This window comes from Mycolicibacterium sp. ND9-15 (assembly GCF_035918395.1).
Lineage (GTDB): Bacteria > Actinomycetota > Actinomycetes > Mycobacteriales > Mycobacteriaceae > Mycobacterium.
The window spans coordinates 4,130,446-4,154,065 of record NZ_CP142362.1 but is presented as its reverse complement, the minus strand read 5'-3'; the positions used below and the strand labels follow the sequence as shown (position 1 = coordinate 4,154,065).

The window sequence follows — 23,620 nt, the reverse complement described above, 5'->3', positions numbered from 1 at the left end:
CACAGGAGCACCGAGATGACAAACGACGTGGCGATCATCGGCGTCGGGCTGCACCCGTTCGGCCGATTCCCCAAGACCGCGATGGAGATGGGCGCCGAGGCCATCCAGTCCGCGCTCACCGACGCCGGCGTGGAGTGGAAGGACATCCAGTTCGGTTTCGGAGGCAGCTATGAGGTGTCCAACCCCGACGCGGTGACCCGGCTCGTGGGCCTGACGGGCATCACGTTCACCAACGTCTTCAACGCCTGCGCCACCGCGGCAAGCGCGATCCAGCAGACGGCCGACACCATCCGGCTCGGCAAGTACGACATCGGGATCGCGATCGGTCTGGACAAGCATCCGCGTGGAGCGTTCACCGACGATCCGGCCAAACTCGCGCTGCCCCAGTGGTACGCCGAGAACGGTCAGTTCGTCACCACGAAGTTCTTCGGGATGAAGGCCAACCACTACCTGCACAAGCACGGCATCTCTGCGGCCACCTTGGCCAAGGTGGCGGCCAAGAACTTCCGCAACGGCGCCTTGAACCCGAACGCGTTCCGCCGTAAACCGATTCCCGAAGAGGAGATCTTGAACTCGACGGTGCTGAACTATCCGCTGACGCAATACATGTTCTGCGCGCCCGACGAAGGTGCCGCGGCGGTGATCATGTGCCGCGGCGACATCGCGCACCGCTTCACCGACAAACTGGTCTACGTGCGCGCCACCGAGATTCGCACCCGCCGCTTCGGCGCCTACGAAGTCCACGCGACGTCGGCGCCGCTGGACGAGGATGCCTCTCCGACGGTGTACGCCGCCAAGGCGGCCTATGAGGCCGCGGGACTGGGACCCGAGGACGTCGACGTCGCCCAACTGCAGGACACCGATGCGGGCGCCGAGGTCATCCACATGGCCGAGACCGGCCTGTGCGCGGACGGCGAGCAGGAGAAGTTGCTCGCCGACGGCGCCACCGAAATCCATGGTTCCATGCCGATCAACACCGACGGTGGGCTGATCGCCAACGGTGAGCCGATCGGGGCGTCCGGCCTGCGGCAGGTGCACGAACTCGTCCGGCAGCTGCGCGGCGAGGCCGGTGATCGCCAGGTCCCCGGTGAGCCCAAAGTGGGCCTGGCTCAGGTGTACGGCGCTCCGGGCACCGCGTCGGCGACGATCCTCGCGGTCTGATGCGCTCGACGATTCGGAACCTGACCCGCGAAGATCGTTCTAAGATCCGGAAATGACGTACGCGCGGCGCCCTCAGACCACTTTGCTCGGCCTTGTCGTAGCAATCGCGGTGACCGTGGGCGGCGTGTTCTCGGTCGGTATGGCCGTGGCTCAGGATCCGCCACCGCAGCCGCTACACAACGTCAAGTACTCGGTGTTCTCCGAACAACCGTTCTATGTCGAGATCTACTACCGCGACGTCGATCCGCCGAACTGGGCCGCCTACAGCCACAACCCCTACGAGTTCAGCCCTAAGGCCCGAGCCCAGATCGGTCCGGATCAGCAGTGGAATCTAGACGTGCAACTGGCCGACCCCGACCGCTGGGCGATGGTCACCGCGACCAGTGGCGCCGGTGAGGCCAAGCCGAACATCCACTGTGTGCTCGCCGTGGATGGCGTGGTCGTCAAGACCCATCAAGGGCCGAAGGGCGCGCTCTGCTCGATCCGGAACTGGTGACGGCCCGTAAGCGGTTCCCCCTCCAGCCGACGAATCCACTTCTCGCAGAACGCAACGGTCTCCGCGTGACCCGTGCTCATGCCGAGCGCCCGTTCCACCACCAGCGCCTGGGACACGCTGGTTGCGAAAACCGTCCACACCACCGGGGGCACCTCGCTGTCATCGGCGCCGTAGCGCTCGAGCACGGCGGCGATCGCCTTGTTCTGCTCCTCGCGGAACCGTTCCGCGTAGTAGATGATCTCGGCCCGTAGCGCCTTGCGGTGATTGGCCAGGCCCATGAACTCCATCGTCAGCCGGGTGGCCTCCGGCTGGGTGCTGAACTGCCACAGCGCCCATAGCGGCTGCGGCGACGCGAGCGCCTTGGTGAGCGCCTCCAGGCCCGCCTCGGCCATCCGGCGGAAGACCGCGAGGAAGAGGTCTTCCATGGTGCGGAAGTAATAGTGCACGAGTTGCGGTTTGAGGCCGGCCTTTTCGGCGACCCGTCGCGACGTGACCGCGGCGTAGCCCTCCTCGAGCAGCAGCTGCTCGGCGGCGTCGAGCAGCACGCCGCGGTTCTTTGCCTCCGGCGCCCCGATCCGTCGTGCCGGCCCCGAAGCCGGTGTCATCCGATCACTTCTCTTCCGCCTTTCGACACGCCGATCGTAATGGCAGCCCGCGGTCCGATCTTGACCCTGACCTTAACCCCATGCTAAGCAAGTGCTCAGCATATTCAGCCAACACATTCATCGAGCGGCGGCGTCCGCTCACCACACCATGCGGGCCGACCCTGGAGGGCTTCCACAACATGACTTCTGATTTCGATTCGGTGGACTACTTCACCGACCCCTCCCTCGTCCCCGACCCACACCCGTACTACGACCACATCCGCTCGAAGGATCCGGTGTGTTGTCCGATCGACAACGGCGTGCTCGCCGTGACCGGATGGGAAGCCGCCAACACCGTCTACAAGGACAGCGAGAACTACTCGTCCTGTGTCGCGGTCATGGGACCGTTCACGCCGATGCCGTTCACGCCTGAGGGCGACGACATCTGTGAGCAACTCGAGAAGCACCGCACCGAGATACCCATGTTCGAGCACATGGTCACGATGGACCCGCCGCAGCACACCGACGCGCGTTCGATCCTGGCCCGATTGCTGACCCCCAAGCGCCTCAAGGAGAACGAGGATTTCATGTGGCGGTTGGCCGACCGTCACATCGACGAGTTCATCGCCGACGGCAAGTGCGAATTCCTCGCCGCCTACGCGAAACCGTTCTCGCTGTTGGTCGTTGCCGATCTGCTCGGCGTACCCGAGTCCGATCACGATGATTTCCGCGAAGCGTTCGGTGCCGAACGCCCCGGAACGAACATCGGCGGGCTCGACCACGAGGTGATCGCCACCAACCCGCTGGAGTGGGCGGACGAGAAGTTCGCTCAGTACATCGAGCAGCGCCGCGAGAACCCGCGCGACGACGTGCTCACCTCGATCGCGACCGCGAAGTACCCGGACGGCTCAACTCCGGAAGTCGTCGATGTGGTGCGCACCGCGACCTTCCTGTTCGCCGCCGGCCAGGAGACCACCGCGAAACTGCTCGGCGCGGCGATGCGCGTGCTGTCCGACCGGCCCGACATTCAGCAGCAGTTGCGTGCGGACCGCAGCCTGATCCCGGTCTTCATCGAGGAGTGCCTGCGGATGGACAGCCCCGTCAAGAGCGTGTTCCGGATGGCCCGCAAGACAACGACTCTCGGCGAGACTCCGGTGCCCGCGGGCACCACCGTGATGGTGAGCCCGGGCGCGGCCAATCGCGATCCCAGCCGGTTCGACGACCCGCACGAGTTCCAGCTGAACCGCAAGAACGTTCGCGAGCACATCGCGTTCAGCCGCGGTATCCACTCCTGTCCCGGTGCCCCGCTGGCCCGCGTGGAGGGTCGCGTCTCGATCGAGCGCCTCCTCGATCGGTTGGGCGACATCACGGTCAGCGAGGAAAGGCACGGGCCGCTCGACGCCCGGCGATACGTCTACGAGCCGACGTTCATCCTGCGGGGCCTGACCGAGATCAACATCGAGTTCAAGCCGATCGGCTGACCGATCCACACGGTCGGCGAAACTGCAGGGAGACCGTACTTTCGCGGTTTCGGCGATCTGTGCGCAGTTTTGATACTCAGTTCTACGGCTCAGAGATCGCCGCGCTCCCAGTAGGTCCGGCCGTCCTTCGCCACGCAGGTGAGGAACAGACCGTCCGGGGCTTGGGCGACCTCGCCGTCCATCCCGGGGCACAGATCGTTCTCGGGTTTGATGCCATGCATCTCCGGCGAGCGGAACCAGCGCGGCTCGTACCGTCGCGGGGACCCGCAGAACACCAGCCGGCCCCATGACGTCACCCCGAAGACGTAGTAGGTCGTGTTGTCGCAGTAGGAACCCAGAACGACGCCCGGCCGGATTCCGGGGGTGCAGTTGGGACTCTTGCATTCCGCGCCCGGCGGCGGCAGCGGTGGGAGTGCGGGTTGCGCTTCCGCGGGTGGCGCCGCGATCGTCAACGCGGAAGTGACCAGGGCAGCCAACACTGCGGCGATGGATCGCACGGGGTCATTGTTCCACACGCGCGCAAGGAAATTCTCCCTTTCGGAGAGGACCACCACCTGTCGCGATAAGCTGCGTACATGCGTGGAGTTGGTCTGGCCGCGGGTGCCGTGGCAATCGCGGTGGCCGGAAGTCTGAGCACCGCAACCCCGGCGTACGCCGACGATTTCGAAGTCGCGCTCAACGGCACCTACCGGGTGATGTCCGACGGCGAATGGGCGAAACGCGGCATGACGCCGGGCGGCGCCGACGTCTTCTTCGACCAGAAGACCGTCGTACAGACCTGGACGGTCAGCACCGACTGCGTGAGCCCGATCGAGTGCAGTGGCACGGTGCAAAGCGACCTAGGCTGGACCGGCACGATCCGGCTCAAGGACTATTGGTACGTCGATCACGACGTCCCCAACTGGCTACCGTGCCCCGACGGCAGCTTCGCACCCGGCCACCAGAAATTCATCCTGATGGGCTGGAATCCCGCCATCAACCAGCGGGTCACCCATAACACGACCTTCCTCATGGGCCGCGATCAGACCAAGGGCCCGAGCGGCGCGTGCGGCACCAATCAGCCCGTCGTGATCGAGATGCCCGTCAAAGTGCAGAAGATCTAATCCCTTCGCGCACAGGCGCTTACCTGACCGGGTGCCATCTCCGGTCAGATCGGCAATAGGTCCTTCCACGACTTCGGCTCGTTCGTCGCCAGATTCGTCTGCTGCTGCAGCAGCCCGTCGGGCGTCATGTACTCGCCCGTCTGCGGATCGTAGTGCGCGACGGCCACGGACGGCCCACCGGAAGCGTTGGCGCTGTGCGCACTCGGCGCCACAGTAGTCGCGCCCCCGGAACCCGGCGCCGCCGGTGGCGGTGGAATCGGCGTTCCGTTGAGGGAGTTTCCCGCCGGCGGTGGCGGCGCCACCGGAGCTTGGCCCGCAGGCGCAGGAGCCGCGGGTGCCGTGATGCCGTGTAGCGATCCCGTGACACCGGGAACGGGCGCACCGGCCACCGGCGGCGGCGGGGGCGGCATACCTGGTGGCGTTCCCGACGGTGCGGCACCCGGCGGCAGCGGAGTTCCCTCGACCGGTGCGTACAGCCGCTCCGAGAAGTCCACCCGGTCATCCGGCGGAATACCTTGCGCGATCAGGTTCGGGTCGATCGGATAGGCGCCCAGGGTGTGCTGGCGCATGGCCAACGGCTGAAATCCCTTGGGGTCATTGCACAATTCGACGGTCGGCGCCCGCTTGCCTGGATGACCCATGCACGGATAGTTACGGGCACCACGCACCGCGATCGGTGAATCCTGCGGCAGCTTGCAGTACAGCCCGTCCGGGGTGTCGATCGACGTCATATCCTCCGGGTTACGCCAGCTCGACGGCGGCAGGAAACCGACCGTGCACGGCGGCGGGTCGTTGATGGTGAGCGCGAAGTCGCCGCTAGGCAGGCCGGTCGGGTTGTTCTGCGGAAGCCCGAACGACTGCTGCGCGGCGATGATGCCCGGGAAGATGACCAGAAGCTGCTCCAGGGACGGGTTGTAGGTGAGCAGGATCTGGCCCACGGTGGTGAGATTCGCGAGCAGGAGCGGCAGCGTCGGCTTCACCTCGTTGAGAAGCGCGGAAACCTCCTGCGCGAAACCGGGCCCCTGCTGCAGCAGCGTCCTGATCTGCGGGTCGTTCTGCTGCAGCTGACCCGTCACGCCCGCAAGGCTTTTCGCCCAGGTCCGAATCGAGTCAGCGGTTTCGGCCTGCGAATCCAGCAGCGGCCCACTGTCATCGATCAAGCCGCGAGTCTGGTCGGAGACGGCGTTGGCTTCGGCGCTCACCTTTGCCGCGGAGTCCAGCAGCGACTGGAAGTCTGGGCCCGCCCCGTTGAATGCCTTGAACGACTCGTCGAGCAGATCGGCGATCCGATCTCCCGGGATGCTGCCGACGAGCCGGTTCAACCCCTCCAGCACCGGACCGATCTCTTGCGGAATTATCGTGTCGGCGACTGGAATTCGGGAGCCGTTTTGCAGATACGGACCGGAGTCGGTGCGCGGGCGCAGGTCGACGTACTGCTCACCGACGGCCGAGACGCTGCGCACCTCGGCTTGTAAATCCGCAGGGATCTTCGGCGAGGTGTCGAGCGACAACGTGGCCTCGGCCCCGTGCTCGGTCAACGTGACATCGGTGACCTTGCCGATCTGCACGCCGCGATAGGTGACGTTGCCGAAGCGGTAGAGCCCACCGGCGGCCGGCAACTCCATCTTCACGGTCAGCCGACCCAGGCCGAGCAGCGTCGGCACCTGCATGTAGACGAACAACATCACCGTCACACCCACGATCGAGGCAATCGTGAAGATGATGAGTTGGTTTCGTACGAAGCGGGTCAGCATCAGCCACCCCCTCCCGGTGTCGGTTGCGGTTCAGCCTGCGGTGCGGCCGAGGCAGGTGGTGCCGGCACATCCGCCCCGTACGGCCCCGCGAAAATCTGCGAGGACGTGGTCGTCACCCTCTGCGGCAGCCACGGCGCGGACGGTGGCGGCGGCGCGACCGGCAGCAACGGCCCCGTCGCCGCGGCGGTCGAAACCGCGCCGGTCGGAGGTGGTGCACCGTCGGCCGGAGGTGGCGTGGTCGGCGGCGGCGCGACCCCGAGCGACATCGGGCTGTAGGAGTAATTGAGGTAGTACGGATCCCCGGGGGCCGGGATCAGCCTGGCGTTCTCGTCGCCCCACCTGGTGCCGAGCAGCAGCGTTTTCTTGAGCCTCGGGTAGGTGAGATCGAAGATGGCGTAGAGGTTGATGTAGTCACCGCGGGTGATCCGGTCGGCAAAGGTCGGTCCGTAGGGGAACGCGGTCGCCCACAGCAGTGCGAGGTTCAGGTCGGGTCCGATGTCGGCAAGCGCGCCGAGCACCGGACCGAGGTTCTCGAGATCTTTCACCAGATCGTCGCCGGCGTCGTTGACCAGACCGGCGGCAGTGTCACCGAACTGGCCGAGCTTCTCCAGCGCGGTCGTCAGCCGTGGCCGTTCCTTGATCAGCACGTCCAACGCCGGGGGGATTTCCTTGAGCGCGCGATCGATGGTGTCGCGCTGACCGGCGAACGTGCCCGCGACGCGGTTGAGTTGCTGAATCGACGCGATGACGTTGTCACGTTGAGCGTCAAGAACTCCCACGAAGTTGTCCAGTCGGGTGAGCAGTTCGCGAATCTGAGGTTCCCGACCGTTCAGCGCGGTGTTGAAGTTGTGGATGACGTCGCCGATTTGGCCGAGTCCGCCGCCGTTGACCACGGTCGCCAGCGAGGACAAGGTGCGCTCGGTGGACGGATAGGTCGACGAGTCGTTCAGCGGGATCGTGGCTCCGGGTGCGAGTCGCCCCTCCGGCTTCTCGCCCAGTGGCGGGTTGAGGGCGAGGTGCATCGAGCCCAGCAGGCTCGTCTGGCCCACCGTAGCCACCGCGTTGGCGGGCACCGCCACATCGGGCTTGACCGAGATTTCGACGTCGGCATGCCAGTCGTCGACCGTCATCTTGCGGACGCTACCGACCACCACGTCGTCGATGAGCACCGGCGAGTTCGCCTCCAACGTCGCGACATTCGCGACCTGGACGTGGTACGTCTCAGCGCCCGGGCCACGACCGACCGCCCCGGGCAGCGGCAGCGAGTTCACGCCCTGAAATGAGCAGCCGGTCGGTAGCAGGGCCAGGGCGCACGCCGCCACCACCCATCGCTTCACGTGACCGCGGATCATGATGGCGGCGTCCCTTCCGCAGGCAACAGAGGTGCGTCGGGCGCCACCGGTGGCGGAGCGCCCGGGGCGGGCGATGGCGGGAGCAGCATGCCCTCCAGGGTCCGCGGTTGGGCGGGGATGTTGCTCAAGATGTTGGGCGGGCTGGGAATCGGCGCGCCGGGGAACAGCGCCGGCGACGGAGTTGCGGGCGCATCGTCGTCGGTTGTGTACAACCCAGGGGGCCCGGGAGGCTTGGGTCCCCAGCCCGGGGGCGGCGGCACATCACCGGCGCCGGTGTAGGCGGACACCGTCGGCGGCGGCTCGGGCGGGTCGCCCGGCCCTGTACCGCCCGGCGCAAGCTTGGGATCCGCGTAGATGATTCTGTCCGGGTTGACCGCCGGGCGCAGATACGCGTTGATCGGCAACGGAATGTTGTTGACGTTCAGCAGACGCAGCGCAGGGCCCAGGTACTGCGCGCACAACTTCGCGGTCTCGGGTGCGGTGACGTTCGCGACCGCGCCGACCATGCCGCAGATCATCTGGATCGGGTTGTTGAAGTTGACCAGCGAGAATGCGCCGGTCACCGAACCGCCGTTCGGGTAGTAGATGTTCTGGAAGTTCGCGATCGCGTTCGGCGTGATGTGCAGCACGTTCTCGAACGCCAATCGGTGGTCCACCAAAATCTGCGTGAGATCGGCCAGCCGCCCGATCTGCTCACTGGTCTGGGCCCGGCTCCCCGCGACGAAGCGCTGCACCTCCCCGATGGCCACCGACAGGTTGGACAGCGCCGCGTCCAGATCCGACCTGCTGTCGTCGAGGACGCTGGTCAAGGTCGCCAACCGGTTCTCGAACATCACAATCTGCTGCTTGCTGTCACGCAGCGCGGAGACGAACGTCTGTAGATTCTTGATGATGTCGACGATATTCCCGCTGCCTTCGGCGAAAATCCTTGCGACACCTGACAGTTGGGCCAGGGTCTGGCGTAGTTTGTCGCCGTTGCCGCCCATCGCGTTCGCCGCGCTGTCGATGAACCGGGATACCGAGGTGTCTGACACCCCCTTCTGCGGACCCAGTTCCGTTGACAGGCGCATCAACTGGGTCTTGACCTCATCCCACTCCACGGGGACGGCGGTCCGGTCGCTGGGGATGACCGCGCCGTCGCGCATTGTCAACCCGTCGCCGTTGCGATAGGCCGGGGTGAGTTGCACATACCGGGCAGCGACGAGGTTCTGTGCGACGATCACGGCTTTGGCATCGGCCGGGATCGGCACGCCCCGGTCGACCTGGAGGGTCATTTTCGTCTGGGTGCCTTCGGGCGTGATGGACTCGATCGTGCCGACCTGCACGCCGGACACCCGTACCTCGTCGCCGGGATAGATCGCCGTCGCCGTCGGGAAATAGGCGGTGATGGTGGTCGGCCCGAAGAACATCTGGCGCACCAGGAACGCCGCGCCGGCGACTAAACCGATGGCCAGCAATATCGCCGTGCCGGCCATCAGGCGCTTACGGGTTGCCATCATCGGGAAGGTCTCCTGGCTGAGGAATTCCGTTGCGGGGGAAGGGGAGTTCGGCTCGCGGGCCGGCCTGGTCCGGCGGTTGGCCGGCGTCCATGCCGCGCCGGAAACCGAACGCGTAGTCGAGGAACGGCTGCAGGATCTGGCCGAACACCAGGTTGGGCACCAGTGCGTTGTAGTAGGCGCCGTTGGCCACGATCTCGCCCTGCGTGAGGTAGTACTTGGCCGCGCCGGGCAACATCTTCGCGAGGTTGTCGCGGTTCTTCTCCAGCATCGCGACGACCGTGTTCAGGTGCTCTAACGCCGGTGCCAGCTCCTTCTCGTTGTCGGCGACCAGACCGGTCAGCTCCTGGGACACCGCCGATGTGGCGCGCAGCAGGCTGGTGATCGCGTAGCGGCGCTCGTTGAGCACGGCCAGCAGATCGTTGGAGTTGAGAATCAGCTCGTTGACCTGTCGGCTGCGCTCCGCGAAGATTCCGGTGACATCACCGGCGGTCCTGAGCAGTTCGGCGAGACTCTCGTTGCGGTTGTTGAGCGACTCGGACAACCGGGACAGCCCGTCGAAGGTCGGACCCAGTTGCGGCGCAACCTGATCGAGTGTGGCCGCCAGCGTGTCCAGCGACTGGTTGAGCGTGCCTGTGTCCGTCTCCGCCGTGTTGGTGGTCAGGTCACTGATCGCATCGGTCAGCGAGTACGGCGACGTCGTTCGCGACGTCGGGATCGGTTGGCTGCGGTCCAAGGTCCCGCTGCCGTCGGACTCGAGTGCCAGCACGCGCTCACCGAGCAGCGTGCCGGTTCGGATATGCGCGGTGGTGTCCGAGCCGAGCGCATACTTGCCGTTGATCGTGAAGCCGACCAGCGCATCGCCATTGACGAGTTCGACCGACGAGACCGAGCCCACCTTGATACCGGACACGGTGACGTCGTTACCGACGGTGACGCCGCCGGCCTCGGTGAACAAGGCCTCATACCGCAGCGCGGTCGCCCACGAGACGAGGCGTTCGGGCTGCAGGCCGATCGTGATGACAAGGATGATGAGGACGACGCCGATGAAGCCTGCCCTCATCAGCTGCGCTCCGCGGTACTTGAGCATTACTCGTCCACGCACCTTCCCGTTTCTTGCCGGATCCACGGGAATACCACGGTGCGGCCCTCGAGGTCGCTTGCCCGGAAGGAGACACCGCAGATGTAGTACGGGAAGAACGCCCCGTAGGAGCCGACGCGCGCCAACTTGCGGTAGATCTCGGGGAGCCGCTGAATCGTCGCGTCGAGACGTTCCAGGTCGGTGTCGACCAACGGGGCCAGCCGGGCCAGCTGATCAACGGTATTGTTCAGCGGTGCCCGCCCCCGGCTGAGGAGGTCTGCCAGCGACGTCGTCCCGTTGTCCAGGGACTCGATCGCGGTGCCGATCGGGTCGCGGTCGGCGGACAGCCCCTCGATGAGCTGGCTGAGCTTGTCGACGGCGCCGGAGAACTCGTCACCGTCTTTGGACAGCGTGTCGAGCGTTGCGCGCAAGCTCTCGATCAACTGCTCGACGACCTGGCTGTTGTCGGCGAGCGCGTTGGTGAACGATGACGACTTCGACAGCAGCGATTCCAGGGTGCCGCCCTGTCCCTGCAGGATCTGGATCAGCGAGCTGGTGAGACCGTTGACGTCCTCCGGATTGAGGCCCTGAATAACCGGTTTCAGGCCGCCGAGCAACAAGTCGAGGTCGAGTGCGGGCGCTGTCCGGTCCGCCGGGATCTGGGCGCCGACCGGCAGGATCCTCGCGGAGTCGGGGGTGTCGATCAGTTCCAGGTAGCGGTCACCGACCAGGTTGAGATAGCGGATCGCGGCTTTGGTGCCGGTCGTCAACCTGGTGTTGCGGTCCGCATCGAATTTGACCAGTACCTTCCTGTCCGCCTGCAGCGACACGTCCTTGACCGTGCCGACCCGGATGCCCGCGATCCGAACGCTGTCGCCGGCCTTCAGCCGCGACGCGTCGACGAAGACGGCCGAATATCCGTCCGTCGAACCGGTTCTCGACTCGCTGAACACGACGAACAGGAAGGCGGTCAGCACCGCCATCACCAACCCGAAGATGCTGAACTTGATCAGCGTGCCCGTTGAGCGCGTCATCCCGGCATCCCAATCTGCGAGGAGTTGCGCGGTGGTCCGTCGAGAGGGCCGAACAACCAGTTCTTGAGGCCCTCGGAGTTCAGCAGGATGCCGGCATTCCCATAGCGGTTCGGGTCGCTGCCGACGTCACCGACGATCATCGGCGGCACGAATTCCGGCTTCATCTCCGGAAGGCCCAGTGCCTCGCAGAAGTCTTTGCCACCGCTCGTTGCGGCGACCTTCGGCAGGTCGCCCGGATAACGGTAGCGTTCCACGCCCATTGTCAGACCGGCACTGACGATGATCCCAGAGTATTGCGGCCCGGATTTCGAGAACGGCACCAGGCCGCCGATGCCGCACCACAGCGACTCCTTGTAACTCTCGAGCATGTCGAGGGTGGGCACCAGTACGTGTGTGACGTCGGTGAGCGCCCGCCGGTTCCCGCCGATCACCTCGTTGCCGATGTCGGCCAATCCGATTGCGCTGAGCAAGAACTCGTCGAGATTGTGCTGCTGGTCGACGATCGAGTTGCTGACCTGCGTCGTGCTTTGGATCGTCGACATCAGATCCGGCGCCGCCTCGCCGTAGGCGGCAAACGTCGGCACCGCGACCTCGATGTCATGCGCGAGATTCGGCAGGCTCGGTTCGATTTTCGCCAGCAGCGCGTTGAAGTCCTCGAGGGTCTGGCCGAACTGCTCACCGCGGCCGTTGAAGGCGGACGCGATCGCGCCGAGCGTCTGGTTGAGTTTCGCAGGGTCGATCTTGTCCAGCACCGCAACCAGTTGCTGGAAAACGGTGTTGATCTCGACGGTGACGTGCTGGCTCTGGATGACCTGGCCCGAGCGCAGGCGTTCTGCCGACGGGTCTTTCGGTGCGTTCATCTGGACGAACTTCGCGCCGAAAACTGTCGTCGAGGTGATGTCGACGTCCACATTGCCGGGAATCAGCTTCAGGGCGGACCGATCCATCGCCAGATGAAGCGCCGCGGTGCCGTCCGGTCGCTCCTCGATCTTCTCGACCTGACCCACCTGGACCCCGCGCATCTTGACCTTGGCCTCGGGGTTCATCACCAGGCCGGCGCGATCCGAAATCACAGTCACCGGAACGGTATCGGCCCAGTCGCCCCGAAACAGGCTGACGGCCAGAGCGATGATCAGGCCGATGGCCACGATCAAGCCCAGGCCCGTCAGGGGGCGAACGACACTGCTCTTCATCGGCGCGACCTTATCCCGACAGGTTGAAGTTGCCGTTGGAACCGTAGATGGACAGCGATACCAGCAGGGTGACCGACACGACGACCACCAGTGAGGTGCGCACCGCGTTGCCGACCGCCACACCCACACCGGAGGGCCCGCCCGAGGCGAAGTAGCCGAAGTAGGTGTGGATCAACAAGATTGTGATCGCCATCAGCACCGCCTGAAGAAACGACCACAACAAGTCGATCGGATTCAAGAAGGTGTCGAAGTAATGGTCATACAGCCCCCCGGACTGGCCGAACAACACCACCGTGGTGAACTGGCTGGCCACAAACGACAAGATCACCGCGATCGAATACAACGGCGTGATCGCCACCATGCCCGCCACGATGCGCGTGGAGACCAGATACTCCACCGGCCGAATCGCCATCGACTCCAACGCATCGATCTCCTCGTTGATCCGCATCGCACCCAACTGCGCGGTCACCCCGGCGCCAAACGTGGCCGCCAACCCGATCCCGGCCACCACCGGTGCGGCGATGCGCACATTGATGAACGCCGCCAAAAACCCCGTCAACGCCTCGATACCGATATCGCCCAACGACGAATACCCCTGCACCGCCAACGTGCCACCAGCGGCCAGCGTCAAGAAACCGACGATCGCCACCGTGCCGCCGATCATCGCCAGCGTGCCCGCCCCCATGGAGATCTCGGCGATCAACCGCACGATCTCCTTGCGGAAGTGCACCGCCGCATGCGGCACCCCGGCCAAGGCGCGCACATAGAACAGCATGTGATCGCCGATACGACCCAAAAAGTCCACCGGCCGGCGCATACCGTGGGTCAGGCGCGGATACGTGCTGCGAAGAATTTGAACTGTGCCCATCGACCAACCCGCCCTAGCCCGTCGTCATCCGGATACCGATGGCCGTGACGACCACGTTGATCACGAACAACGCCATGAACGCATACACCACCGTCTCGTTGACCGCGTTACCCACCGCCTTGGCTCCACCCCCGGTGATCGTCAACCCCCGAAAACAGGCCACCAGCCCGGCGATCAACCCGAACAGCGCCGCCTTCACGCACGAGATGATCACCTCGGGCACCCCCGTCAACAGCGTGATCCCCGCCGCGAACGCGCCCGGGTTCACATCCTGAATGAACACCGAAAACGTGTAACCACCCAGGATCCCGATGATCACCACCAAGCTGTTGAGCAACAACGCCACCAGCCCTGAGGCCAGCATCCGAGGCGTCACCAACCGCTGCACCGGGTTGATGCCCAGCACCTCCATCGCGTCGATCTCCTCGCGGATCGTGCGCGACCCCAGATCAGCACACATCGCCGTGGCCCCCGCCCCGGCCACGATCAACACCGTCACGATCGGACCCACCTGCGTCACCGCACCGAACGCCGCACCCGCACCGCTCAGATCGGCAGCCCCCAACTCCCGCAACAAGATGTTGAGCGTGAAACTGACCAACACCGTGAACGGAATCGCGACCAACAATGTCGGCGCCAACGACACCCGCGCAATGAACCAGCACTGCTCCAAAAACTCACGCCACTGAAACGGCCGACGAAACACAAACCGCACCGCATCCGCCGACATCGCGAACAACGCCCCGACGGCCTGCATCGGACCCGCCAAATTCCGCAACGGCGGCAGACCCGCAGACCACCGCTCCGGCCCGCTACCTTGCGCCATTGCCGTCTCCTTCCAGGATGGTCACCGCCGCCACCGCGGTTGGCCCGCCAATGTTATGGGCAAGGCCGATCCGCGCACCGTCCACCTGGTTCACGGCTTCGCCGCGAAGCTGTGCGAACAACTCGACGCACTGCGCGACGCCGGTCGCGCCGGGCGGATGCCCCTTGGCCTTCAGCCCTCCGCTCGGGTTCACGGGCAACCCTCCGCCGATGGTCGTCACTTCCGCTTCGACGAGTTTGTGGCCCCCGAACCTCTCGGCGAATCCGAGATCTTCATAGCTGATCAATTCGATCCCCGTGAAGAAATCGTGAACTTCTGCCACATGAACATCGCCAGGAACAAGACTGGCCATCTCAAACGCCTGCTTGGCGGCCCGCACCGTCGCGGGCATCGTGGTCATGTCCGCTTTGTGTTGATGCATCACGGAGTCGAGGCCCAGTCCCACTCCACGAATCCACACCGGCCGGTTCGTGAATCGGTCCACGACGTCTTCCGCGGCGAGCACCAGGGCGGCGGCGCCATCGCTCTGCGGGGCGCAGTCGTAAAGCCGGAACGGGGTGACGACGATCGGCGCTTGCAGCGCCTGTTCCATCGTGATCTCGAATCGCAGCCGCGCCTTGGGATTGTTAGCGCCGTGCCGGTGGTTTTTCACGGCGACCATGGCGAGGTGCTCTTCGGTCGCCGGCGACTCGTGCAGGTAACGACGGACGTGCAACGCGAATCCGGCGGGCGAGACCACGCCGAGTGGGTAGTCCCAGGCCATGTCCCGGGCCATCGCCTCCCACTCCCACAGCATGTCTCGTGACGTGGTGTCGCGAAGTTTGTCGGCGCCCATGACCAGCGCGACGTCGAACGCCCCGGAGGCGACACCGAACAGTGCGTTGCGGATCGCGTCGTTGCCTGTGGCGCAGGAATTTTCGATGCGGGTCACCGGCAGCTCGGGCAGCCCGAGCATGTCGGCCAAGATGCCTGACGGGAAACCGTCGGCGGTGCCCATCGCGCCGAACCAGGCGGCCTGCAGGTCCGACTTCTTCAGGCCCTTGTCGACGCCGGCCGCGCAGTCGGCGAACGCCATCGGCAGCAGATCCTTGAGCCCAAGTGCGAAATGCTCACCGAACGCGGTCATTCCGGCGCCGACGATCGCGACTCGTCTCATGCCGCCGCCGATTCCGGCTCGAACATGTAGCCGTAGTCGGGGACCCCGGACCGCATGGCCACGCGGCGCAGCGCCAACCGGCCGCGGGTACCGATGTGGACCGATCCCGGTTCAGCGCCCGTCACCTTCACCAGCGCCCGCACGCCGACTCCGTCGAGTTCTACGATCACCAGCGAGTAGGGCGACCGCAGGCCGGGTACCGGGATGTGCACGGTCGTCTCGGTATAGACGGTTCCGGTGCGCGGCAACGGAATCAATTCGTAACCGGTCGACAGGGCGCCGCTGTCGGCCAACCGGTAGCGGGGCGGGAAGTCCAGCTCTTCGGAGTCGGGGTGTCTTCCAGCCTCCCAGCGCACCTTCGCTTCGAAGGCCCGCTCATAGGCGGCGAGCGAAATCGGAATCTCGGCCTCAGCGACGACCGTTCCCTCGGGCTGGGGACGCGCGGGCGGCTCGCGCCGGTGCAACTCGGCGACACCGCCGATGACCGTCATCCCCGACAGGCTCGCCTGTTCGACGGCGACCAGCGGGCCCGTCGAGTGCCGTTCGGACATGCCGGCCAACGCGAACAAGCTGGCACTCGCGCCGGTGGTGGGAAGCGGGGGTGAACTTCCGATCGTCAGCTCGGCCGCCCATGCCGGGTCGACGCCCGCAACCGCGACTGGGGTGTCGAGCCAGGCCGCTTCCAGCGAGGCGATGAGCCCGCGTTCGTGCAGGAGCCGAGGGTCGCCGTAATCGTGTACATCCCCGGTCGCCTTACGCGTGCGCACCGGCAGGCTGCGCGCCACGCGGGCCGCGGTACGCACCTGCAGTCCGCGCTCCGCGGTGAGAATCGCGGCCGCCCCGGCCGGGTTCACATCGGTGCCGATGATCAGCGTCCGCGGACGCGCCGAACTGATCGCGTCGAGCGTCGCGGGCGCACCGCCGAGGCGTTCGTCGACCTCGAGCTCCGGGTCGAGACCGAGCCCAGCCAGCAGCACCGCCGCGTTGCTGCTGTCCAGCAACGGCAGATCACGGCTGACCAACACCACCCGCTCAACGGCCCCGCTGGGGATCAGCGCCGCCCGCCCCGCCTCGACGGCCAGGGTGATTGCGTCCTCGTCGTCGCCGGGCACGCGTAGTCGAGGCGCGCCCCAACACGGCAGGTATGTGCCGATCGAGGCGACGTAAGGCATGGACTGTCTTTCGACTAGGTGACGGCGCCGGCCGTCTTGAGCTCGATGATGCGATCCCAATCCAAGCCGAGTTCCAGCAATATTTCGTCAGTTTGCTCGGCGAATCCGGGCGCGGGGCCGGTTTGGGGCGCGCTGACATCAAACTGGACCGGGTTGGCGACCAGTTCGAGCTCCCCCGCCTGTACCAGGTACTCGTTGGCCCGGATCTGCGCGTCCTCCACGGCCTGCAGGGTGTCCTGCACCGGAGCCCATGGCCCGAGCAGCGTCGCGAACCGCTCGCTCCACTCCGCGAGCGGACGCTTCGACATCGTCTCGGAGAGAATTTCCGCCGCCGCCTCGGTGTTCTCCGCGATCGATTCCACGGTGGCGAAGCGCGGATCGTCGGCGAGTTCGTCGAGACCCATGTGCTTACAGACGTCGGCCCAGAACTTGGTGGGCTGCATCATCACGAATGAGATGTAGCGGTCGTCGGCGGTCGGGTACAGCCCGACGAGCGGGTTGATCGGCGACCCGTGCACCCCCGGCGGGAAAGCCTCCATGCGCTGTCCCAGGTGTTTGGTCAGTGCGACCGTGTGCCCGAGCGACCACAGCCCGCTACCGAGCAGGGAGACGTCGACCACCGACGGCTCGCCGGTGCGCTCACGCTTCAGCAGTGCCGCGGCGATCCCGCCGGCCAGATTCGTGCCCGAGATCGTGTCGCCGTAGGCCGGCCCCGGCGGTCCGACCATGCCCGCCGTACCGGGCGGCGTGATCGTCGCCGCGGTGCCCGCCCGGCACCAGAACGCGGTCATGTCGTAACCGCCCTTGACCGATTCCTCGCCGCGGGGGCCGAGCGCGCTGCCCCTGGCGTAGATGATGGCGGGGTTCACCGCCCGGATGTCGTCGACGTCGATACCGAACCGCTGCCGGTGCCCCGGCAGGAAACTGGTCAGGAAGACGTCTGCGCGGCGGGCGAGTTCCCTCAGCACCTCGTTTCCTTCGGGCACCGACATGTCCAGGCCGATGCTGCGCTTGCCCCGGTTGGCGTGCTCGATGTTGGGGTTGGGGTCGCCTTCGACGCGCAGCAGCCCGGTCTGCCGCAGCCCGCGCTGTGGATCCCCGGTCACCGCGTGCTCGACCTTGACGACGTCGGCGCCCCACTCCCGCAGCACCGCGCCCGCCGACGGGACGAACCCGTACATCGCAACTTCGAGGACCCGGATACCGTCAAGCGGCCTGCTCATGTTCGTCTCTCCCCTGCCTGTCGGCGCTTTCTCCTCTTCGCGCAAGCGCTCATCGGCGTGGACCCCACTCGGCGCAAGCGCTCATCGCCTCAACCCACGACCGTTGCGAACGTCTTCGACTCCAGGAACTCCTCGAGGCCGGCCGTGCCCATCTCGCGCCCGATGCCGGACTGCTTGTATCCGCCGAACGGACTGTCAGGACTGAAATAGTTGCCGCCGTTGATGGAGAACGTGCCCGTGCGGATGCGTCGCGCAAGCGCCAGCGCGCGCTCCTGACTGCCGAACACGGCCCCCGACAGTCCGTAGATGGAGTTGTTGGCGATCCGGACCGCATCGTCGTCATCGTCATAGGCGATCACCACGAGCACGGGCCCGAACACCTCCTCCTGCGCGATCTCGCTGTCCGGATCGACATCGGTCAGCAGCGTCGGCGTATAGAAGTAGCCGGGGTCGACCTTCTCGCCGCCGGTCACCAGTGTCGCGCCGGCCTCGATCGCGCGCTGGACCATCCCGTCGACCTTGTCGCGCTGCTTCTTGCTGATCAGCGGCCCCATGTAGGTGCCTTCCGCGGCCGGATCGCCGTAGCGCACCAGACCGAAGTTGTTTCTGACCAGCTCGACGATCTCGTCGTGGTGCTTGCGGGGCACCAGCAGCCGCGATGTCAGCGCGCAGCCCTGTCCGGCGTGGGTGACCATGCTGAACGCGCTGAACAGCGCGGCGGTGGTGAAGTCGGCGTCGTCGAGCACGATCGCCGCCGACTTGCCGCCCAGTTCCAGGAAGACCTTCTTCAGGGTTTCGCTGGCCGCCGCCATGATCCGGCGCCCGGTCGGCGTCGAACCGGTGAACGTCACCATGTCCACCTGAGGGCTCGTGGTCAGCGCGGCGCCGACCTCGGGGTCGGCCCCGCTGAGCACATTCACCACCCCCGCGGGGATGTCGGTGTGGTTGGCGATCAGCTCGCCCAGCGCGAGCGTGATCAGCGGGGTGTCCGGCGCCGATTTCAGGATCAGGGTGCAGCCGGCGGCCAGTGCGGGCGCCAGCTTCGCGAGCGCGAGCTGATTGGGGTAGTTGTAGGCGATGATCGCCGCCACCACTCCTGCGGCTTCCTTCTCCACCCAGCGGTGGTGCTGCATGCCGCGGCTCTCGATGTTGCCGAGGTCCTCGGTCATCGGGTAGCTCTTGAGCAGCTCGGCGTAATACCGCACGATCTCTATCGGGCTGTCCAGCTGCGCGCCCTGGCAGAGCGCTTCGGTGGCGCCGACCTCGGCGACAGTCAACGCGGCAAGCTCGTTGCGGTGCTCGACCAGCGCCCGGTGGAACTGCTCGAGACACCTGATGCGCAGGCCGGTGTTGGTCGACCAGTCGGTCTCGTCGAACGCGCGGCGCGCCGCGGCCACGGCGGCCTCGGCGTCGTCGACCGTGGCGTCCGGCGCGTAGCCGAGCACCTCGCCGGTGGCGGGGTTGACGGAAGGAAACGTCCGGGAGGTCTCGAGCAGTTGTCCGTCGATCAGCAACCGGCGATCGACGCCGATGGTTCCGGCTGAAGTCTGTCGGCCCGAGAAGGTGGTCGCTTCCCGCATCATCCTCCTCAGTGGCAATGCGATTTTGTCGTCTGTGATGGAAACTTCATTCTCATCACCGGCGAATCATACATTCGCACAGAGAGAACTCAAGGCAATGATCGGGATCGCCCCCTGCCTGCGGATAACCGTGCGACAATCGGGCTTCTGACGTCTCACCATTGCGAATCGCCGGCCTCCCGTGTCTTGCGGAGTTGCAACAGGCGAGAGTACGGTTCTCATAATCGAAAGGACGATTCTTGATGGCGTCGCGCACGCGTGCGGGTATCGCCCGCCCGAAGGGCAGGTTGAGCAAGATGACCGAGGGCCAGGCGGAGGCATGAAGAACGCCGTCGTGACCGGAGGCGGTTCCGGGATCGGTCAGGCCGTCGCGCACCGTTTGCGCGCCGACGGTATGCACGTCGCCACCCTCGACATCAACTCCTCGGACGCCGACTTCGCCTACACCGCCGACGTGACCGACCGCGCTCAGGTCGACGAGGCGCTCAACGCCATCCGCGCGCAACTGGGTCCGGTCACCGTTCTCGTGAACGCCGCCGGGCTCGAGAAGTTCAAGCGGTTCGCGGATTTGAAGTTCGACGACTGGCAGCGGGTCATCGACGTCAACCTCAACGGAGTCTTCCACTGCATCCAGGCTGTGCTGCCCGACATGATCGAGGCCGGCTGGGGTCGGATCGTGAACATCTCGTCGTCCAGCACCCATTCCGGGCAGCCGTATATGGCGCCCTATGTGGCGGCCAAGTCAGCGGTCAATGGGCTCACCAAGTCCCTTGCCCTGGAGTACGGACCCAGCGGCATCACGGTCAACGCGGTGCCGCCGGGCTTCATCGACACCCCGATGCTTCGTAAGTCCGAGGAACGCGGCTATCTGGTGGTGCAACAGAACATCGACACGACACCGGTGCGCCGCATCGGCAAGCCCGAAGACATCGCTGCCGCCTGCGCGTTCCTCGTCTCCGAGGAGGCCGGGTACATCACCGGACAGATCTTGGGCGTCAACGGCGGCCGAAACACGTAGTGGCGACAAGTGATAAGGAAAGGATCTTCAGTGGGACGCGTACAGGGAAAGGTCGCATTCGTCACCGGCGCGGCGCGCGGGCAGGGACGGAGCCATGCGGTACGGCTGGCTGAGGAGGGCGCCGACATCATCGCAGTCGACCTCTGCGAGAACATCGACACCATCGGCTACCCGATGGCCACGTCCGAAGATCTCGAAGAGACCGCGGCGTTCATCGAGAAGACCGGCCAGCGCGTGGTCACCGCGAAAGCGGACGTGCGCGAGGCCTCCCAGCTGAGGGCCGCGCTCGAAGACGGTATCGCCCAACTCGGCGGGCTCGACATCGTCGTCGCGCAGGCCGGCGTCGCGGGGATGAAAGGCCAACCGCCCCTTCAGGCTTGGATCGACGTCATCAACACCAACCTGATCGGAACGATCAACGCGATCCAGGTGTCGCTGCTGCACCTCAAGGAGGGTGCGTCGATCATCGCGACCGGGTCCACCGCGGCGCTGATGGACACCCACCAGAAGAACGACCCGGGCAACGACCCCGGCGGCATGGCCTACGTGCACTCAAAGCGGGCGCTGTCGGCCTACGTGCACGACCTCGCCACCGAGCTCGCGCCGCGCGGCATCCGGGCCAACGTCGTGCATCCCACCAACTGCAACACCAACATGCTGCAGAGCGAGCCGATGTACCGCTCGTTCCGGCCCGACCTCGAGAAGCCGGAGCTCAAGGACGCCGAGCCGGTGTTCTACGTACAGCAGGCCATGAAGGTGCCGTGGGTCGAGCCCGAGGACATCAGCAATGCGGTGCTCTGGTTGGCCTCCGACGAGGCTCGCTTCGTCACCGGTGCGCAGTTGCGCGTCGACGCGGGTGGCTACCTCAAGTGGTACGACTACCACAACTAGGCGGAAGGAGTTGCGACGGTGAAGGTTTCGGTGGACCAATCACGCTGCCAGGGGCACACCCTGTGCGCGATGATCGCACCCGATTCGTTCGTCCTCGACGACGTCGACGGCCACTCGTCACCAGTGAACGAAGTGGTGCCCGCCGACCAGGAGGACCTGGTGAGAGAGGCTGCGCACTCATGCCCGGAACAGGCCATCATCATCGAATGAGACGGGCCGCGTAGGCCACCGAAATGCAATAGGAGACACGCAGTGACCATCGACAGCGGTGAGCCGCTCGCGCGAACAGCCGACAGCGATCTCGAGACAGACCGCAAGAGAAACCGGTACCACTTCGACCGGCACACCCCGGAGTACCGGCTGCAGTTCGAGAAGATCACCGAGGAGATGCACACCAGGTGCCCGCTGGCGTGGACCGACACCTACAACGGGCACTGGGTCGCCGCTGGTAGCAAAGAGGTGTTCGAGCTGGCCCGCTGCCCCGCCGTGTCGAACCATCACGACATCACCGGCGAAACGCCCTTCCAAGGCATCACGATCCCGAAGGCCAGCCGCGCCACCGTCGTTCGCGGCGGCATCCTGGAGATGGACGAACCCGAGCACAGCGCCTACCGCGGCGCGCTGAACCCCTACCTGTCGCCCGCGGCGATCAAACGCTGGGAACCGTTCGTCGACGAGATCACCCGCGCCGCACTCGATGAGCACATCGAGTCGGGACGCATCGATTTCGTCGAACACCTCGCGAATGTGGTTCCCGCGGTGTTCACGCTGGCGATGATGGGCATCGAACTCAAGAAGTGGAACGTCTACAGCGAGCCCACGCACGCCTCGGTGTACACGCCGGAGCACTCACCCGAACGCGAGAAGATCAACGAGCAGCACCGCGAAATGGGCATCGACATCATCAACAACATGATGGAGATCCGGGAGAATCCGCGGCCCGGGCTGGTGAACGCGCTGCTGCAGTTGCGGATCGACGGCGAGCCCGCACCCGACATCGAGATCCTCGGCAACCTGGGCCTGGTCATCGGTGGCGGTTTCGACACCACCACCGCGCTGACCGCGCACGCACTGGAATGGCTCGGCGAGCACCCCGATGAACGGGAACGGCTCAGCCGAGAGCGTGACACCCTGTTGCAGCCCGCCACCGAGGAGTTCCTGCGTTTCTTCACTCCGGCGCCCGGCGACGGCCGGACCTTCGCCGAGGATGTCGAGGTGGAGGGCCAACAGTTCAAGCGATTCGAGCGACTCTGGCTCTCGTGGGCCATGGCCAACCGTGATCCGTCGGTGTTCGAGAAGCCGAACGACGTCATTCTCGATCGCAAGGGCAACCGGCACTTCAGTTTCGGCATCGGTGTGCACCGTTGCGTTGGGTCCAACGTGGCGCGGACGGTATTCAAGTCGATGCTGACCGCCGTGCTGGACCGGATGCCCGACTACGTGTGCGATCCCGAAGGCACCATCCATTACGACACGATCGGGGTGATCCAGGGCATGCGTAACCTGCCCGCCACGTTCACTCCCAGCAAGCCGTTAGGTCCCGGCCTCGACGAGACTTTGGAGAAGCTGCAGCGCATCTGCAACCAACAGGAACTGGCCCGGCCGATCACCGAGCGCAAAGAAGCGGCCGTCATCGCCTGATAGCCACGTGAGTGCTTCGCCGAGGTGATTTGATGAGCATCGGGGCGGGGACATGGAGGAACGACGTTGAAGCGCTTGAAGGCCGTCGTCGCAGCGGCGGCGCTCCTGATCGCTGCGGGCATGGTGACGCCGGCGCCCGCCAACGCGATGATGACGCTGGGTAACTACGACCTGCTCACGAACCGTTACGACCGCGCCTCGTGGGTGTGGTACATCACCGCCTGCCTCCCGGACAGACCACTCGACTGCGTCTATGTCAGTGCGCGGCCGCGGCTGAAGTTCTATGCCTACTACGAGGGCCAGGCCAAACTGGTCGACGGTCGTTACACGATGACCGTCGACGTGCCCGACGGTCTGCGCTGCCCGGGCCAGGTACTTCCGACCCGGGAGACCTACTCGTGGGACGAGGTGTCGCTGGTCGGCACCATCGAGTCGCACTATGACGTCGGGTGTTTCAACGGCCCGCCGGGAATGCAGTTCTGGACGTTCAAGCTGCAGCGGCTGTAACCG

General features: G+C 65.6%; 23 protein-coding genes. 9 read left to right on the top strand and 14 right to left on the bottom strand.

What is annotated here, in order from left to right:
• The first annotated feature begins 15 nt into the window (after positions 1–15).
• Positions 16–1,161 carry a thiolase family protein gene (locus QGN32_RS19900; RefSeq protein WP_326545989.1) on the top strand — a complete coding sequence of 382 codons (1,146 nt, stop codon included), beginning with the start codon at positions 16–18 and terminating at the stop codon, positions 1,159–1,161.
• 52 nt (positions 1,162–1,213) lie between these two features.
• Positions 1,214–1,657, top strand: a complete 444-nt coding sequence (locus QGN32_RS19895; protein WP_326545988.1) for an Rv2576c family protein — start codon at positions 1,214–1,216, stop codon at positions 1,655–1,657.
• Here the strand turns inward: QGN32_RS19895 and QGN32_RS19890 are convergent.
• Complete coding sequence (locus QGN32_RS19890) at positions 1,615–2,262, bottom strand: TetR/AcrR family transcriptional regulator (protein ID WP_326545987.1); 648 nt, start codon at positions 2,260–2,262, stop codon at positions 1,615–1,617. The genes QGN32_RS19895 and QGN32_RS19890 overlap by 43 nt on opposite strands.
• A gap of 179 nt (positions 2,263–2,441) precedes the next feature.
• Here QGN32_RS19890 and QGN32_RS19885 point away from each other — a divergent pair, with 179 nt between their 5' ends.
• Entirely contained in the window at positions 2,442–3,722 is a 1,281-nt protein-coding gene (locus QGN32_RS19885; RefSeq protein ID WP_326545986.1) for a cytochrome P450, read from the top strand.
• Between the two features lie 89 nt (positions 3,723–3,811).
• Here the strand turns inward: QGN32_RS19885 and QGN32_RS19880 are convergent, their stop codons facing one another.
• A complete protein-coding gene (locus QGN32_RS19880; RefSeq protein WP_326545985.1) occupies positions 3,812–4,219 on the bottom strand; it encodes a hypothetical protein in 408 nt (135 codons plus the stop codon).
• Between the two features lie 78 nt (positions 4,220–4,297).
• On the opposite strand from QGN32_RS19880, the gene QGN32_RS19875 reads away from it, so the two are divergent.
• Positions 4,298–4,825: an Rv2253/PknI dimerization domain-containing protein gene (locus QGN32_RS19875; RefSeq protein ID WP_326545984.1), complete on the top strand. Its 528-nt coding sequence runs from the start codon at positions 4,298–4,300 to the stop codon at positions 4,823–4,825.
• 44 nt (positions 4,826–4,869) lie between these two features.
• Here QGN32_RS19875 and QGN32_RS19870 read toward each other — a convergent pair whose 3' ends face one another.
• The 12 genes from QGN32_RS19870 to QGN32_RS19815 all read right to left on the bottom strand — a co-directional run bounded on the left by QGN32_RS19870 (position 4,870) and on the right by QGN32_RS19815 (position 19,560).
• The gene (locus QGN32_RS19870) at positions 4,870–6,579 is read right to left on the bottom strand and encodes an MCE family protein (RefSeq protein ID WP_326545983.1); all 1,710 of its coding nucleotides are present in this window, start codon (positions 6,577–6,579) and stop codon (positions 4,870–4,872) included.
• A complete protein-coding gene (locus QGN32_RS19865) occupies positions 6,579–7,931 on the bottom strand; it encodes an MCE family protein (protein ID WP_326545982.1) in 1,353 nt (450 codons plus the stop codon). The genes QGN32_RS19870 and QGN32_RS19865 overlap by 1 nt, the downstream gene beginning before the upstream one ends.
• Positions 7,928–9,430: an MCE family protein gene (locus QGN32_RS19860; RefSeq protein WP_326545981.1), complete on the bottom strand. Its 1,503-nt coding sequence runs from the start codon at positions 9,428–9,430 to the stop codon at positions 7,928–7,930. Before QGN32_RS19860 ends, QGN32_RS19865 begins: the two co-directional genes overlap by 4 nt.
• The gene (locus QGN32_RS19855; protein ID WP_326549170.1) at positions 9,414–10,517 is read right to left on the bottom strand and encodes an MCE family protein; all 1,104 of its coding nucleotides are present in this window, start codon (positions 10,515–10,517) and stop codon (positions 9,414–9,416) included. The genes QGN32_RS19860 and QGN32_RS19855 overlap by 17 nt, the downstream gene beginning before the upstream one ends.
• Positions 10,517–11,542 carry an MCE family protein gene (locus QGN32_RS19850; RefSeq protein WP_326545980.1) on the bottom strand — a complete coding sequence of 342 codons (1,026 nt, stop codon included), beginning with the start codon at positions 11,540–11,542 and terminating at the stop codon, positions 10,517–10,519. The genes QGN32_RS19855 and QGN32_RS19850 overlap by 1 nt, the downstream gene beginning before the upstream one ends.
• A complete protein-coding gene (locus QGN32_RS19845) occupies positions 11,539–12,735 on the bottom strand; it encodes an MCE family protein (protein ID WP_326545979.1) in 1,197 nt (398 codons plus the stop codon). Before QGN32_RS19845 ends, QGN32_RS19850 begins: the two co-directional genes overlap by 4 nt.
• A gap of 10 nt (positions 12,736–12,745) precedes the next feature.
• Positions 12,746–13,603, bottom strand: coding sequence for an MlaE family ABC transporter permease (locus QGN32_RS19840; protein WP_326545978.1), 858 nt, complete (start codon positions 13,601–13,603; stop codon positions 12,746–12,748).
• Positions 13,604–13,616: 13 nt separating this feature from the next.
• Positions 13,617–14,429 (bottom strand): MlaE family ABC transporter permease, encoded by an 813-nt coding sequence (locus QGN32_RS19835; protein ID WP_059101923.1) that lies wholly within the window; start codon positions 14,427–14,429, stop codon positions 13,617–13,619.
• On the bottom strand, positions 14,416–15,585 hold the full coding sequence (locus QGN32_RS19830; protein WP_326545977.1) for a thiolase C-terminal domain-containing protein: 1,170 nt from the start codon (positions 15,583–15,585) through the stop codon (positions 14,416–14,418). Before QGN32_RS19830 ends, QGN32_RS19835 begins: the two co-directional genes overlap by 14 nt.
• Positions 15,582–16,757 (bottom strand): OB-fold domain-containing protein, encoded by a 1,176-nt coding sequence (locus tag QGN32_RS19825; protein WP_326545976.1) that lies wholly within the window; start codon positions 16,755–16,757, stop codon positions 15,582–15,584. Before QGN32_RS19825 ends, QGN32_RS19830 begins: the two co-directional genes overlap by 4 nt.
• Positions 16,758–16,771: 14 nt before the next feature.
• Entirely contained in the window at positions 16,772–17,980 is a 1,209-nt protein-coding gene (locus QGN32_RS19820) for a CaiB/BaiF CoA transferase family protein (protein ID WP_326545975.1), read from the bottom strand.
• 89 nt (positions 17,981–18,069) lie between these two features.
• Complete coding sequence (locus tag QGN32_RS19815) at positions 18,070–19,560, bottom strand: aldehyde dehydrogenase family protein (protein ID WP_326545974.1); 1,491 nt, start codon at positions 19,558–19,560, stop codon at positions 18,070–18,072.
• A gap of 319 nt (positions 19,561–19,879) precedes the next feature.
• Here QGN32_RS19815 and QGN32_RS19810 point away from each other — a divergent pair, with 319 nt between their 5' ends.
• The 5 genes from QGN32_RS19810 to QGN32_RS19790 all read left to right on the top strand — a co-directional run bounded on the left by QGN32_RS19810 (position 19,880) and on the right by QGN32_RS19790 (position 23,617).
• A complete protein-coding gene (locus QGN32_RS19810; RefSeq protein ID WP_326545973.1) occupies positions 19,880–20,578 on the top strand; it encodes an SDR family NAD(P)-dependent oxidoreductase in 699 nt (232 codons plus the stop codon).
• Between the two features lie 30 nt (positions 20,579–20,608).
• Positions 20,609–21,469 carry a mycofactocin-coupled SDR family oxidoreductase gene (locus tag QGN32_RS19805; RefSeq protein ID WP_326545972.1) on the top strand — a complete coding sequence of 287 codons (861 nt, stop codon included), beginning with the start codon at positions 20,609–20,611 and terminating at the stop codon, positions 21,467–21,469.
• Positions 21,470–21,487: 18 nt separating this feature from the next.
• Complete coding sequence (locus tag QGN32_RS19800) at positions 21,488–21,679, top strand: ferredoxin (RefSeq protein ID WP_326545971.1); 192 nt, start codon at positions 21,488–21,490, stop codon at positions 21,677–21,679.
• 48 nt (positions 21,680–21,727) lie between these two features.
• Positions 21,728–23,110 (top strand): cytochrome P450, encoded by a 1,383-nt coding sequence (locus tag QGN32_RS19795; RefSeq protein ID WP_442791852.1) that lies wholly within the window; start codon positions 21,728–21,730, stop codon positions 23,108–23,110.
• Between the two features lie 66 nt (positions 23,111–23,176).
• Positions 23,177–23,617: a hypothetical protein gene (locus tag QGN32_RS19790; protein ID WP_326545969.1), complete on the top strand. Its 441-nt coding sequence runs from the start codon at positions 23,177–23,179 to the stop codon at positions 23,615–23,617.
• The last annotated feature ends 3 nt before the right edge of the window (positions 23,618–23,620 follow it).